Below are 13551 nucleotides of genomic sequence, written 5' to 3'. Positions count from 1 at the left end.
GAGGGCGTATGAACGAACTACAGCAAGTCCCCAGTGCAGATGCACGCCGTTGGGCCATGCTCTGCCATTATTCGGCGTTTCTGTGGTTCGTGGCGCCCATGATCGGCAATGTCATCGGACCGCTCGTCGTCTGGCAGTTCAAGCGGGAGGCTGATCCATTCATTGATGATCAGGGCAAGGAAGCACTCAACTTCCAGCTCACCATCACGGTGGCCACCCTGCTCTGCTGGCTGCTCGCCTGGGTTCTGATCGGCTTTCCCCTGATGGTTCTTGTAGGTGTGTGGGCCTTTGTTCTGACCGTTATTGCAGGCCTCAAGGCCAACAAGGGCCGCCCTTACCGGTATCCCTTCTGCTGGCGACCGGTGGACTGAGCGTCAGACAATAAAAAACCGGCCCTGGGCCGGTTTTTTTATTTATTACCAACAACTCTCAGATGCTGAGCGCCCAATCGTAATCGATCATCAGCGGAGCATGCTGTGAGAAGCGCGGCTGCCGAGGCAGACGTGCCGAACGCACGAAACGGCGCAGACCCGGTGTCAGGATCTGATAGTCGAAGCGCCAGCCAAGGTTCAGGTGCTCGGCCTGCTCACTGTCCGGCCACCAGCTGAACTGGTCGCCATCACGGCTGATCTCGCGCAGGGCATCCACATAGCCCATATTGCCGATCACTTCGTCCATCCAGGCCCGCTCAGGTGCCAGGAAGCCCGGCATCTGCTGGCATTCGCGCCAGTTCTTCACATCGATCTTCTGATGTGCGACGTAGAGCGAACCGCAATAGATGTACTCGCGGCGCTTGCGGCGCTGCTTGTTCAGGTAATTGGTGAAGTCGTCCATGAACTTGAACTTGTGGTTCAGTTCATCATCACCGCCCATGCCAGAAGGCAAAAGCAGTGTGGCGATACTCACCTTGTCAAAATCAGCTTGCAGGTAGCGTCCGTAACGATCTGCAGTCTCAAAACCCAGGCCGCTGATGACCGCTTTGGGCTGGAGCTTGCTATACAGCGCAACACCGCCCTGGCTGGGTACCTCGGCGTCGCAGGCATAGAGGAAGTAGCCATCCAGTTGGTAGGCAGGATCTTCCAGATCGAAGGCGGAGGCGCGGGTGTCCTGCAAGCAGATCACGTCGGCATTCTGGCCTTGAAGCCAATTGAGCAACCCTCGCTCAACGGCAGCCTGAATACCATTCACGTTCATACTAATGATCCGCATAAATGGCCCCCAAAAAATCGTGGATGTATGATACCCGAGCTCAAACGCTTTAGCTAAATTCATGCCGCCCGGGATTTTCGTAATGCAGGCGTATCAACGCAATTTCATTCGTTTTGCTATCGAGCGCGGAGTTCTGCGCTTCGGTGAATTCACATTGAAGTCCGGACGTGTTAGTCCGTATTTCTTCAATGCCGGTTTGTTCAACAGCGGAAACGCCTTGGCTCAGCTAGGACGTTTCTACGCCGCTGCGGTCACAGATTCAGGCCTTAATTTCGACGTATTGTTCGGTCCGGCCTATAAAGGGATTCCGTTGGCTGCCGCTACAGCCGTTGCGCTGGCCGAAGAACATGGTCGTGACCTGCCTTGGTGCTTCAACCGAAAAGAAGCCAAGGACCACGGTGAAGGAGGCATGTTGGTAGGGGCTCCGTTGGCAGGTCGGGTCCTGATTATCGACGATGTCATCACGGCCGGTACTGCGATCCGCGAGGTCATGCAGATCATCCAGGCACAAGGCGCCACGCCTGCTGGCGTATTGATTGCATTGAATCGTCAGGAGCGTGGTAAAGGCGAGTTGTCGGCCATTCAAGAGGTCGAGCGGGACTTTGGAATGCCGGTCGTCAGTATCGTGGCCCTGGATCAGGTACTGGAGTATCTGGCCGGTGACACTGAGCTGAAGCAGCATCTGCCGGCTGTTGAAGCCTACCGCGCGAATTACGGTATCTGAACTGACGCATGAGGCGAGATGGCGGTGGCGAGAAGAAAAAAGGCGGTGCTTGGGAGCGCCCTGATTTTACTGACAAGTAGTGTTCTGGCTGCTGAGTCCACCCCCATCCAGCTGTATCGCTATGTGGATCGCAACGGTGTGACCGTAATCGATCGGCAGGGCGTGCCGGCCGAATATGCAGGCAAGGGATACGATATTCTCAACGAGCAGGGGCGCGTCATGAAGGTCGTGCCCCCTGCCCCGCCTGCTGAAGAAATTCTCCGACGGGCGGCAGCCAAGCAGCAGGCCCAGGCGGACGCAAATCTCCTCAGGCTGTACAGCAGTGTGGCGGATGTCGACCGCGCCAAGGTGCGTAAACTGAACGAGCTGGACGGCTTGGCGGCCGTCAAGCGCGGGAATCTTCAGGCACTCAACCAGCAGCGCGACACGCTCATGAGCCAGGCGGCCAGTTATCAGCGTGGTGGTCAGGCTGTGCCGGACGATCTGCTTCAGCGGATCGAGGCGCTCAAGGGGGAAGAGCATCGCCTGCAGAGCGAGCTGGACCGGTATATCAAGGATCGCCAGACGGCAGAGGCTAACTTCAATACGGATCGCGCCCGGATCGTACAGCTTCTGGGTGAGTAAGCGATTCCACTGAAAACGGGGCCTGAGCCCCGTTTTTATGCTTACAGCTGCTGATTGGTAATCAATGTGCCTACACCGATATCGGTGAAGATCTCCAGCAGTACAGCATTAGGGACGCGGCCATCAATAATGTGGGCGCTTTGTACTCCGCCCTGTACCGCTTCCAAGGCACAGCGAATCTTGGGCAGCATGCCCCCGTAAATGGTGCCGTCGGCAATCAGGCCGTTTACCTGCTCAGTGGTTAATCCGGTCAGAACCTGCCCTTCTTTGTCCATCAAACCGGCGATATTTGTGAGAAGCATCAACTTTTCAGCCTTGAGGGCTTCGGCTACCTTCCCTGCCACCAGGTCCGCGTTGATGTTGTAGGATTCCCCGTTTGCGCCCACGCCAATGGGTGCAATGACGGGAATGAAATCGCCCGATACCAGCATATTCAGAAGTTCGGTGTTTACACCGCTGACCTCCCCGACCTGACCGATATCGATGATTTCCGGCTTGGTCATTTCCGGTGTCTGACGGCTAACAGTGAGCTTGGTCGCTCGAATCAGGTTGGCATCCTTGCCGGTCAGGCCAATGGCACGACCGCCATGACGGTTGATCAGATTGACGATGTCCTTGTTCACCTGACCGCCCAGCACCATTTCCACGACGTCCATGGTCTGGCTGTCGGTGACACGCATGCCGTCGATGAAATTACTTTCGATGCTCAGGCGCTTGAGCAGATCACCGATCTGGGGGCCGCCACCATGCACCACGACCGGGTTGATCCCCACGGCCTTCATCAACACGATGTCTCGGGCGAAGCCGGCCTTGAGCTCATCGCTTTCCATGGCGTTGCCGCCGTACTTGATTACCAGCGTCTTGCCGACGAAACGGCGAATATAGGGCAGCGCTTCGGAAAGCACTTGGGCGACATGCGAGGCATCATCGCGGCTCAGGGTCATGGCGTACTCCTCAGGTCGATAAAAATAAAGGGCGCCTGGGCGCCCTTTATTCTGCGGTTCGAATGTTAGAACGGCAGGTTCAGGTCAGGCTGAACGGCAAGCAGCTGCTTGCGGAAGACATCCTTGATACGGTCCAGCTCTTCTTGGGTTTCAGCCTCGAAGCGCAGCACCAGTACCGGCGTGGTGTTGGACGCACGGACCAGACCCCAGCCTTCTTGATAGTCGACACGCACGCCGTCCAATGTGGTGATCTGTGCGTCACCCCACTTGGCATCGCGCTGCAGGGCATCGATGATGCCGAACTTGCCTTCTTCGGTCACCTGGATATTGATCTCGGGTGTAGAGATATCCACCGGGAAGGTATCAAATACTTGCTGGGCGGTGCCCTTCTCCTGGCTCAGGATCTCGAGCAGACGCACGGCGCTGTAGATGCCATCGTCAAAGCCATACCAGCGCTCTTTGAAGAACACATGACCGCTCATCTCGCCCGCCAGCAGAGCACCGGTTTCCTTCATCTTCTTCTTGATGAGGGAGTGACCGGTTTTCCACATGATCGGACGACCGCCGTAGCCGGCAATCAGGTTGTTCAGGCGGCGGGTGCACTTAACGTCAAAGATGATATCGGCGCCCGGGTTGCGGGATACCACATCCTTGGCGAAAAGCATCAGCAGCTGGTCGGGATAAATGATGTTGCCTTCGTTGGTCACGACGCCTACGCGGTCGCCGTCGCCATCAAAGGCCAGACCCAGGTCGGCGCCGGTTTCCTTGACCTTGGCAATCAGGTCTTCCAGGTTCTCGGGCTTGCCCGGATCCGGATGGTGGTTCGGGAAGTTGCCGTCAACGTCGCAGAACAGCGGAATAACGGTGCAGCCCAGGGCTTCGATCAGCTGGGGTGCAACCACACCGGCCACACCGTTGCCGCAGTCGACCACGACTTTCAGCTTCTTGGCCAGGACGATGTCGTTCTTGATCTGGTCGAAATAACGCTCCAGGACGTCGATCTTCTCAACGGTGCCCTGGCCGGTTGCAACGTCGCCGGTCTCGATGCGCTCGCGCAGGCGCTGAATGCTTTCGTTGGCCAGGGTCTCGCCGGCGATCACGATCTTGAAACCGTTATAATCCGGCGGATTGTGGCTACCTGTGAGCATCACACCGGACTTGCCAGCCAGAACGTTGGCTGCGTAGTACAGGACGGGTGTAGGCACCATGCCGATGTCGCTGACGGTTGCGCCGGTATCAGCGATCCCCTTGATCAGCTGCTCGACCAGTTCCGGGCCGGACAGACGGCCATCACGGCCTACGGCCACGTTGGGCTCGTTACGGGCCAGACTTTCGGAGCCGATGGCGCGACCGATCCAGTACGCGGTTTCCGGCGTCAGGGAGTCGCCCACTACGCCACGGATGTCGTAGGCGCGGAAAATGCTGGTATTGAGTTTCGGGGCTTGAACGGTGTTGCTCATTAGGGGTTTCTCCAATCCCAGGAGATCCTGGTCTTCGTCGAGGATATCGATATCAAGTATGTCGTCACTGCTTGGAAACATCGGGTCTGTATACGACGCGCTGCCTTGCTTGGCCAATGCCGTTACGGTTGCCTCTACAGGCGCCGTGACCGAAGCGGCTGCTTCGGTGGATTTCGGCGGTGGCCCGACCAGTGCCTGTGTCAGGGGTTCGAGTTGTGAGAACCGCAAAACAGGCCGTTGGGCCACAAGACCGCTAACAAGTTCCTGATGAAAACGGGAGAGACTGCACACATCGTCAACGAGACGCCGTTGCAGGTGCCTGCGCAGCAGCAAAAGCCCAGCCCCGGCCCCGGCCAGCGACAGGATGAGCGCCGCTGGCAACGTCCATAACGGCCAGCCGGCACTGAACGAGGTGGCCGGTATTACTTCCAGCGTCCAGAGAGGGTTATTGGTCTTGAAGGTATGCGTATCGGCAGTGACCGGTATGCCGCCCTCTGCCAACCGTTGAGGCGCAGCCTGGTTGAAGCGCTGGGTCAGCTGCCAGTGGCCCGCCTCGATGGGCATGCCTGTCAGGCCGCTTAGCAGGACGCGCAGGTCCTGTACCAGCAGGACGGTGCCAACGACCCGGCTGTCGCTTGCAGTAACGGGGGCTGCGGTATAAACCAGCCATTTCTGGCCGACCCGGTAGGCTTCTGATCCGGCAGGCTGCCCTGAGCTGACACGACGTGCCAGATCCAGAGCGGCGAAGTTCAAGGGCCCCGGCCTTGTCTCGTTAGGCTGGCTGGTGTTCTGACGAACCAGATGGGCATCGATCAGGCCGCCGTGCTGAAGAATCTGCTCGGCTGATGAGCGCAAGTCCTCGTTGGACTGGGTCAGTGCCTGGACTACCATGGGCTCGGCAGCAGTCATGCGGGCGCGATTTTCCAGCTGGCTCAGCGCCTGGCTCACAGCGGCGGCCTGCCCTTGTCCCCAGGCCTGGGTCAATTGTGTCTGGGAGTCCCGCTGCAGCGGCTCGATGGCGAGACCCCACAGCAGGCCCAGTCCCAGGAGGGAGCCCGCCAGGGCAGGTAGAAGACCGGGTAGCAGAGAGACGTTCTTGTTCTTTTCTTGAGCGGGGCCTTTGGGCGTGGCCTTGCGCTTGGTGTTTTTCAATGCAGCACCTCGTTTCTGTCCCCGGGAGGCAGGCTCGGCGGTCAGCGGGTACCGGAGTGTCCGAAACCGCCTGCGCCTCGCTCGGTTTGCTCGAACTCGTCCACCAGTTTGAAATGCGCCTGAACGACCGGTACCAGCATGAGCTGGGCGATGCGTTCACCCACAGTAATGGTGAAAGTGGTTTGACCACGGTTCCAGCATGAGACCATCAGTTCGCCCTGATAGTCCGAGTCGATCAGACCAACCAGATTGCCCAGCACGATGCCGTGCTTATGGCCCAGGCCCGAGCGCGGCAGAACAAGCGCCGCCAGGCCCGGATCGGCAATGTAGATGGACAGGCCGGTTGGAATCAGAACCGTCTGGCCCGGCTCCAGGGTTATGTCTTCCTTGAGCATGGCACGTAAGTCGAGCCCGGCAGAGCCGGACGTTGCGTAGGCTGGCAACGGAAAATCAGTACCGAGGCGGGGATCGAGAATCTTGGCTTGAAGGTTATGCATGAGTCTGGGTTTGTCTGAGTCGGTTGGCGATAAAGTCGATCAGCTGGCGGGCGATCTTGCCCTTGCTGGTCTGGGCGAAGCGGGTTTCGTGCAGGTCACGGTCAATGACGCTGACGGCATTGTCTTCGCTGTTGAAGCCAATGGCCGGGTTGGCTACGTCGTTGGCGACGATGAGGTCGAGATTCTTGTCCACCAGCTTGCGCGAGGCGTAGTCGAGCAGGTGCTCCGTCTCGGCGGCAAAACCTACGCTGAACGGACGATCCGGGCGGCGCGCCAGCGTGGCCAGGATATCCGGGTTGCGCACCATCTGAAGCAGCATGCCCTCGCCGCTGGCGGGATCTTTCTTGAGCTTGTGTGGCGCGACGACTTCTGGGCGGAAGTCAGCCACGGCGGCCGCGGCGATCAACACATCACATGGCATGGCCGCCTCACAGGCGGCCAGCATGTCGCGGGCACTGACGACATCCACACGGCTGACGCGATCAGGCGTCGGCAGGTGGACGGGGCCTGTGACCAGGGTGACGCGAGCCCCTGCTTCCACAGCTGCCTCGGCCAGGGCAAAGCCCATTTTCCCAGAGCTGTGATTGGTGATGTAGCGCACCGGGTCGATGTTTTCCTGCGTGGGGCCTGCAGTGATCAGCATGTGCTGACCCGTCAGGCTCTGCCGGGCGAAACAGTCAGCGGCAAGTTGCGCCAGATCATCCGGTTCGAGCATGCGACCCATGCCCACATCTCCGCAGGCCTGGCTGCCCGAGGCGGGGCCGAAGAGCTTGAAGCCACGGCTTTTCAGCAGTTCGGTGTTGGCCAGGGTCGCCGGGTCACGCCACATGGCCTGGTTCATGGCCGGGGCCAGCGCCACAGGCGCATCGGTTGCCAGCACGACTGTGGTCAACAGGTCATTGGCGATGCCCTGGCTCAGGCGGGCCATCAGATCGGCTGTAGCCGGCGCTATCAGGACGAGGTCCGCCCAGCGGGCCAGCTCGATATGCCCCATCGCCGCTTCGGCTGCCGGATCGAGCAGATCAAGATGCACCGGGTGGCCCGATAGGGCCTGAAGGGTCAGGGGAGTGATGAATTCACGGCCGCCCTGAGTCATGACGACCCGGACTTCCGCGCCACAGGTGCGCAAGCGACGCACCAGCTCGGCACTCTTGTATGCGGCGATTCCGCCGCCGACGCCAAGCACGATGCGTTTACGATAAAGCCGTTGCATGAGCCTGCCTTATGTTGAGCCTGACTGGCCCGGAGGCCGGTTACAGGAGCTTTTTATGACGGATATCGCGTCTGCACGAACGGCGGTCGATAAGCCGTTCGCCAGGCAAAAAGTGCGGCTAAGATAGCACAGCGCCCGCCATGGAGTAGCGGGCCGATATCGACAAGGAGCGTTCGATGAGTATTCGTGACTGGCCCGCCAACGAGCGGCCCCGTGAGAAGCTGCTGGAACAGGGCGCGGCTGCCCTGACCGATGCCGAGCTGCTGGCTATCTTTCTGCGTACCGGTGTGACCGGAAAGAGCGCGGTAGACCTGGCGCGCCACCTGTTGCAGGAATTCGGCAGCCTGCGGGCGCTTCTAGAGGCTGATCTGGCCTCGTTCAGCGCGCATCTGGGACTGGGACCGGCCAAGTTCACCCAGCTGCAGGCCGTCCTGGAAATGGGCCGCCGCCACTTGGCAGAGCGTCTGCGGCGTGATTCCGCGCTAGAAAGTCCGCAAGCCGTCAAGGACTACCTGAAGGCCCGCCTGCGTCATGAGCCCCATGAGATCTTCGGCTGCCTGTTCCTGGACGCCAAACACCGTGTTCTGGCGTTCGAAGCGCTGTTTCACGGCACCATCGATGGTGCTAGCGTCTATCCACGGCAGGTCGTCAAGCGCGCCCTGGCTCATAACGCAGCGGCCCTGATCCTCACCCATAACCACCCTTCCGGCATCGCAGAACCCAGCCAGTCGGACCGCATCCTCACCCAGCGGCTCAAGGAAGCGCTTTCGCTGATCGATGTGCGGGTGCTCGATCACTTCATCGTGGGCGAAGGCGAGCCGTTGTCCATGGCTGAATATGGTTGGCTGTAAGAGCAGTCGGGCGACAGGCCATTGCGCAAGCCTGCCGCCCTCGCCTCATCGATTGACGCTGACCTTGGAGAAGTCCTGGCGACCGAAGGGGTTGGCCTGATAACCCTCTACACCCTGGCGGGTCAGAACCGAGACGGTGGGATGAGCCAGCGGTAGCCACAAGGCCTGATCGTGAATGATCTGCTGAGCCGTATGATAACGCTTGGTGCGTTCCGCCTGATTGGACACCGCCTTGCCCTCGCGTATGGCTGTATCGAGCGTCTGATTGCAATAACGGGCGAAGTTAAGGCCGGATTTGACCGAAGCACAGGAGAACTGCGGTGTCAGATAGTTATCCGGGTCGCCGTTATCGCCTGCCCAACCCATGAACAGGAGGTCGTGCTCGCCATTTTTGGCGCGGCGGATCAGCTCACCCCATTCAATCACGCGGATGTCTGCTTTGACGCCGATCTTGGCCAGATCCGCCTGCAGCATCTGCGCGCCCAGGCTGGGATTGGGGTTCAACAGGCTGCCGCTGGGGCGCGTCCAGATGGTGGTACTGAAACCCTCTTTCTGCCCTGCGTCGGCCAGCAGCGCCTTGGCTTTTTCCGGATCGTAGGCATACGGCGTGATGTCCTTGGCATAGCCCCAGGTAGTGGGTGGGTAGATGCCGTCAGCCGGAGTGGCGCTGTTTTCAAATACAGCCTTCACATAGTTCTTCTTGTCGAACGCCAGGTTGATGGCCTGCCGGACCTTGGGATTATCAAGGGGAGCATGCTGGGTATTGATCCCTACGAACGCGGTCATGAATGCTGGCGTCTGGACAACCTTCAGGGTCGAATCCTTCTGAGCATCGGTGACATCCTGTGGTTTGGGGGAAAGTGCAACCTGGCACTCGCCACGCTTGAGACGCTGCATGCGCACAGCGGCATCGGGCGTGATGGCATAGATCAGGTTATCGACCTTGGGCTTGCCGCCAAAATAATTGGCATTGGCCTCATAACGGATGGCTGCATCTTTCTGAAAGCGGTGAAACACAAACGGGCCGGTGCCGATGGGCTCGCTGTTGAGCTGTTCGGGCTTGCCTGCCTTGAGCAGCTGATCGGCGTACTCGGCGGAATAGATCGAGGCGAACCCCATGCTCAGCGTGGGCAGGAATGTCGCATCCGGACGGTTCAGGACGATACGCACCTGATGGTCGCCAACCTTTTCCACTGACTTGATCAGGTCAGGCCACTGCATGGATTGCGCATGAGGATAGCCACCCTTGGCCACCCCATGCCAGGGATGCTTGGAGACGAGCATACGCTCGAAGCTGAACACCACATCGTCCGCATTGAGGTCCCGACTGGGCTTGAAGTAGTCGGTCTGGTGAAATTTCACATCCGGGCGCAGCGTGAAATCATAGGTTAGACCGTCCTGGGAGACCTGCCACCGCTCGGCAAGGCTCGGGACCAGCTCTCCACGCGTCGGATCGAACTCCACCAGTCGGTTCATCAACACATCTGCTGAAGCATTCGTCGTGGTCAGCGAGTTATACTGCACCACATCAAAGCCGTCGGGGCTTGCTTCGGTACAGACGCTCAATGTGGCGGCCTGGGCCAGCAGCGGCGCGAACAGCAGTGGCAAAGCGGCAAAGCGCATGGGGTGCTCCTTTTGAATAGGTAGGTGGCCGTCCATGGAGCTCATGGTGCCAAGGGTCTACGCTAGACCACTGCACCGTTCATCTCAATTCAATTTCACGACGAATGGTCGAATTGTTTTGGGAAGCCCTTCTGCAACGCAGTATCCATGCGGGTCTCAACTGGTCGGCCCAATAGGTTATGTCCTTGATGTATCAAGGCTCTTCTGGTATAAAACAGCGCTCTTTTTTCGGGGCATGGCTCTGTGAGTGTTGCAGAAAAGCCGACACCGCCCCGACTAAACGGAATTTTCAAACGATTCAAGCGGCCAACCCATGCCGGGTTTGGCATGTGGTTTATGAGGGCTGAGGCATGTCTAGAGTCTGTCAAGTGACCGGTAAGGGTCCGGTTACTGGGAACAATGTTTCCCACGCTAACAACAAAACCCGTCGTCGTTTCCTGCCGAATCTGCACTACCATCGTTTCTGGGTTGAGTCCGAGAAGCGTTTCGTGCGTCTGCGCGTTTCTGCCAAGGGCATGCGTATCATCGACAAGCGCGGTATTGATACCGTACTGTCCGAGCTGCGCACTCGCGGCGAAAAATTCTAAGGAGCTTCATCATGCGTGAATTGATCCGTTTGGTGTCCAGTGCCGGTACCGGTCACTTCTACACCACCGACAAGAACAAGCGCACCAAGCCCGAAAAGATCGAAATCAAAAAGTTCGATCCGGTTGTGCGTAAGCACGTGATGTACAAGGAAGCCAAGATCAAGTAATTGATCCTGTCTTTCGTGACCGCTTCGGCGGAATCACGGCACACAAAAAACCCAGCCTAACCGCTGGGTTTTTTGCTTTCTGATATCGAAAAACGGTGTGCTGAAGCCTTAGCCCTTGGGCTTGTAGGCGCAGTAGCCTGGACGCGGCCCAATCTGCGGGTGGTTGCGGCACGTATCGGGGCGCTTATCGTAGATGGTGCACAGGCGGCTTTTGCGATCCAGATAGAGGCAGTCGTTATTGGCCAGGCGGGTCAGGGTAAAGATGCCGCTTTTCTGGTTGAAGCGCTCGACAATGCCTTCCTTCATGAGGCGCTTGGCGACATTCTTGGGCGGCTCGCCCGCTTCGAACTCATCCACTACACCGATGCGGATCAGGTCCTTGATGCGGACCTCTACGGGAAGCGTGCAGCAGGTAGCCATGCAATCACGGCACAGCCCTTTATAGTATTTGGCCCAGGTATCAAGACGGTCGAGTTCGGCCGCGGCGACCAGTTGCGGTTTTTTCATGGATCAATCAGCAGGAGAAGCAGGGCGCGGATCATACCGGGCCTGACGAGCGTTTGCTCGCCGATTGATCGATCACATACGGCGATCCGTCGCTTTTATCGCGCGGTGCAAGCCCTGCCTGCGCGGGTGCTAAGCGGCAGGCAGGGTAGGCAGCGTCAGTGTCGGCGTCCTTTTACCAGCGCACCAATGACGAGACCGCCCAGAACAGCCAGGGCTGTGCTGGCAATTGGATGCTGGGAGGCCTGGGTGTACAGGCTGTGCTGCATCTTGGGACCGGGATTGCGGCCGCTGGCCTGACCGTAATTGCCTGGGGTGTAATCAGCCGAATACATCTCGCCCTCACGGTTATTGTCGGGGCGTCCGCTGGGAATGACATTAGCCAGGAGCTTCTCGCTGATGAGGTCATACAGCTGCGGGAAGTTTTGAGCGATCTTGGTCATGGTCTTGGCGGGGCTGCCGACAAACACATCGCGTTGCGGGTGGACGGCTGCCTTCAGGATGGCTCTGGCGACGGTTTCCGGGGTATAGATGGGTGGAGGAAGCACAGGCGCACTGGACAAGTAATTCTTGGCGTGGTCATTGAACAGCGTGTCGATGGAGGCTGGGCGGACCAGCGTCACCGATACAGGTGTCTTCTCCTTGCGCAGTTCGACCCGCAATACATCCGTCATCGCCTTGATAGCGTGTTTGCTGGCGCTGTACATGGAGTGGTAGGGAAGCGGTGCGGCGGACTCGAGGCTACCGATGTTAATGATCGAACCGCCACGCTCACGTAGGTGGGCCGCCGCGATTTTTGAGCCATATACGGTACCCCAGAAATTGGTCTCGAACAGTTGGCGGCAGTCCTCGTCGCTGACCTCCTCAACCGTGCCCCAGACGGAGGTCGCCGCGTTATTGATCCACGTATCGAAGCCACCAAAGCGCTCCAGTGCTTTATCGGCCACCTTCTGCAGCTCGTCACGCTGGCCGACATCGGCAACAACCGTCACTACCGTATCGCCGCCTCCAAGGCTGCGCTCGATCTCCTGTAGCGCTTCTTCATTGCGTGCCGTCAGTACCAGACGGGCACCCTGCTGCGCAGCCATTCGGGCCGTTGCAAGACCGATACCACTGGAGGCACCGGTAATAACGATCACTTGCTCGTTGAGCGGTTTAAGCCTGACGTTCATGTGTCCTCCTTTCTGTGAGGAAAAGAAACCGAGCACAGCCGCTGGCTGTGTCGGGCATTCACATCAGTAGAAGGTCAGGCATTCAGCGAGGTTCCTTGTTCCGGGAACCGACTGTCGATCAATCGTGAAGGATCGCAACCGTTTATGGCAAAAGACGGCTGTTTTCGTGCTAACGGCTTCGCGCGTTGCTGTCGAGTCCAGAATTACTCGACGAACGTGACCTGTCCGCCTTCCAGCGATTTCACCCGAGCCAGGGACTCGACACGGTACCCTTGTTTCTCAAGCTCCTGACGGCCGACCTGGAAGGATTTCTCGATCACGATGCCCAGTCCGGCGATGCTGGCGCCAGCCTGCTGGATGATAGAGATCAGTGCCTGGGCCGCCTTACCGTTGGCCAGGAAGTCATCAATGATCAGGACGTGGTCGTCGCTGGACAGATGCGTCATGGAGATCGCGATGGTGCTCTCGACACGCTTGGTGAACGAGTAGACCGTGGAGGTCAGCAGGTTGTCGGTAAGCGTCAGGGACTGATGCTTGCGAGCGAAAATCACCGGCACACCCATCTTCAGACCAGTCATGATGGCGGGCGCGATGCCGGAGGCCTCGATCGTAACGATCTTGGTCACGCCTGCATCGGCGAACCGGCGGGCAAACTCGTCGCCAATTTCACCCATCAGGCTCGGATCGATCTGATGGTTTAGAAAAGCATCGACTTTCAGTACTTGGTCGGAAAGAACTTGGCCTTCAGCCTGGATCTTGCTTTTAAGGGTGTCCACACAGGTGTCCTTCAAAGGCGATCAGAGACGGTAAAAAAATACTGTCAA

At 58.6% G+C, this 13551-nt stretch carries 15 protein-coding genes; 6 read left to right on the top strand and 9 right to left on the bottom strand.

The window, feature by feature from the left end; genetic code table 11:
- The first annotated feature begins 8 nt into the window (after positions 1–8).
- On the top strand, positions 9–371 hold the full coding sequence (locus EAW52_RS01395; RefSeq protein ID WP_010796448.1) for a DUF4870 domain-containing protein: 363 nt from the start codon (positions 9–11) through the stop codon (positions 369–371).
- Positions 372–429: 58 nt separating this feature from the next.
- Here EAW52_RS01395 and EAW52_RS01390 read toward each other — a convergent pair whose 3' ends face one another.
- Positions 430–1209 (bottom strand): exodeoxyribonuclease III, encoded by a 780-nt coding sequence (locus EAW52_RS01390; protein WP_037029885.1) that lies wholly within the window; start codon positions 1207–1209, stop codon positions 430–432.
- Positions 1210–1291: 82 nt separating this feature from the next.
- Between EAW52_RS01390 and pyrE the strand changes: the two genes are divergently transcribed.
- Together pyrE and EAW52_RS01380 are read left to right on the top strand one after the other, a co-directional pair.
- Positions 1292–1933: an orotate phosphoribosyltransferase gene (gene pyrE, locus EAW52_RS01385; protein WP_122041140.1), complete on the top strand. Its 642-nt coding sequence runs from the start codon at positions 1292–1294 to the stop codon at positions 1931–1933.
- Between the two features lie 24 nt (positions 1934–1957).
- Positions 1958–2557, top strand: a complete 600-nt coding sequence (locus EAW52_RS01380; protein ID WP_372238879.1) for a DUF4124 domain-containing protein — start codon at positions 1958–1960, stop codon at positions 2555–2557.
- A 41-nt stretch (positions 2558–2598) separates the two neighbouring features.
- Here the strand turns inward: EAW52_RS01380 and argB are convergent, their stop codons facing one another.
- From argB to coaBC, 4 genes are all read right to left on the bottom strand, one after another.
- Positions 2599–3501 carry an acetylglutamate kinase gene (gene argB / locus EAW52_RS01375; RefSeq protein WP_010796452.1) on the bottom strand — a complete coding sequence of 301 codons (903 nt, stop codon included), beginning with the start codon at positions 3499–3501 and terminating at the stop codon, positions 2599–2601.
- Between the two features lie 65 nt (positions 3502–3566).
- Positions 3567–4961 (bottom strand): phosphomannomutase/phosphoglucomutase, encoded by a 1395-nt coding sequence (algC, locus tag EAW52_RS26705; RefSeq protein WP_216822593.1) that lies wholly within the window; start codon positions 4959–4961, stop codon positions 3567–3569.
- 1193 nt (positions 4962–6154) lie between these two features.
- Complete coding sequence (dut, locus tag EAW52_RS01365; RefSeq protein ID WP_074821155.1) at positions 6155–6610, bottom strand: dUTP diphosphatase; 456 nt, start codon at positions 6608–6610, stop codon at positions 6155–6157.
- The gene (gene coaBC / locus EAW52_RS01360; RefSeq protein WP_010796455.1) at positions 6603–7823 is read right to left on the bottom strand and encodes a bifunctional phosphopantothenoylcysteine decarboxylase/phosphopantothenate--cysteine ligase CoaBC; all 1221 of its coding nucleotides are present in this window, start codon (positions 7821–7823) and stop codon (positions 6603–6605) included. Before coaBC ends, dut begins: the two co-directional genes overlap by 8 nt.
- Before the next feature lie 176 nt (positions 7824–7999).
- On the opposite strand from coaBC, the gene radC reads away from it, so the two are divergent.
- The gene (radC, locus tag EAW52_RS01355) at positions 8000–8674 is read left to right on the top strand and encodes a DNA repair protein RadC (protein ID WP_074821159.1); all 675 of its coding nucleotides are present in this window, start codon (positions 8000–8002) and stop codon (positions 8672–8674) included.
- Positions 8675–8719: 45 nt separating this feature from the next.
- On the opposite strand, the gene EAW52_RS01350 is transcribed toward radC, so the two are convergent.
- Positions 8720–10297 (bottom strand): ABC transporter substrate-binding protein, encoded by a 1578-nt coding sequence (locus EAW52_RS01350; RefSeq protein ID WP_122041137.1) that lies wholly within the window; start codon positions 10295–10297, stop codon positions 8720–8722.
- A 350-nt stretch (positions 10298–10647) separates the two neighbouring features.
- On the opposite strand from EAW52_RS01350, the gene rpmB reads away from it, so the two are divergent.
- On the top strand, positions 10648–10884 hold the full coding sequence (rpmB, locus tag EAW52_RS01345; RefSeq protein ID WP_010796458.1) for a 50S ribosomal protein L28: 237 nt from the start codon (positions 10648–10650) through the stop codon (positions 10882–10884).
- Between the two features lie 11 nt (positions 10885–10895).
- On the top strand, positions 10896–11051 hold the full coding sequence (gene rpmG / locus EAW52_RS01340) for a 50S ribosomal protein L33 (RefSeq protein ID WP_010796459.1): 156 nt from the start codon (positions 10896–10898) through the stop codon (positions 11049–11051).
- 108 nt (positions 11052–11159) lie between these two features.
- Here the strand turns inward: rpmG and EAW52_RS01335 are convergent, their stop codons facing one another.
- The 3 genes from EAW52_RS01335 to xpt all read right to left on the bottom strand — a co-directional run bounded on the left by EAW52_RS01335 (position 11160) and on the right by xpt (position 13503).
- Complete coding sequence (locus EAW52_RS01335) at positions 11160–11558, bottom strand: YkgJ family cysteine cluster protein (protein ID WP_010796460.1); 399 nt, start codon at positions 11556–11558, stop codon at positions 11160–11162.
- Between the two features lie 155 nt (positions 11559–11713).
- Positions 11714–12727: an SDR family oxidoreductase gene (locus EAW52_RS01330; RefSeq protein WP_122041136.1), complete on the bottom strand. Its 1014-nt coding sequence runs from the start codon at positions 12725–12727 to the stop codon at positions 11714–11716.
- Between the two features lie 203 nt (positions 12728–12930).
- Positions 12931–13503, bottom strand: a complete 573-nt coding sequence (gene xpt, locus EAW52_RS01325; RefSeq protein ID WP_010796462.1) for a xanthine phosphoribosyltransferase — start codon at positions 13501–13503, stop codon at positions 12931–12933.
- Positions 13504–13551 lie beyond the last annotated feature (48 nt).

It is taken from the genome of Pseudomonas sp. LTJR-52, from assembly GCF_003691465.1.
Lineage (GTDB): Bacteria > Pseudomonadota > Gammaproteobacteria > Pseudomonadales > Pseudomonadaceae > Chryseomonas > Chryseomonas luteola.
The sequence above is the reverse complement of the archived record's forward strand: the minus strand, read 5'-3'. Positions and strand labels throughout refer to the sequence as shown.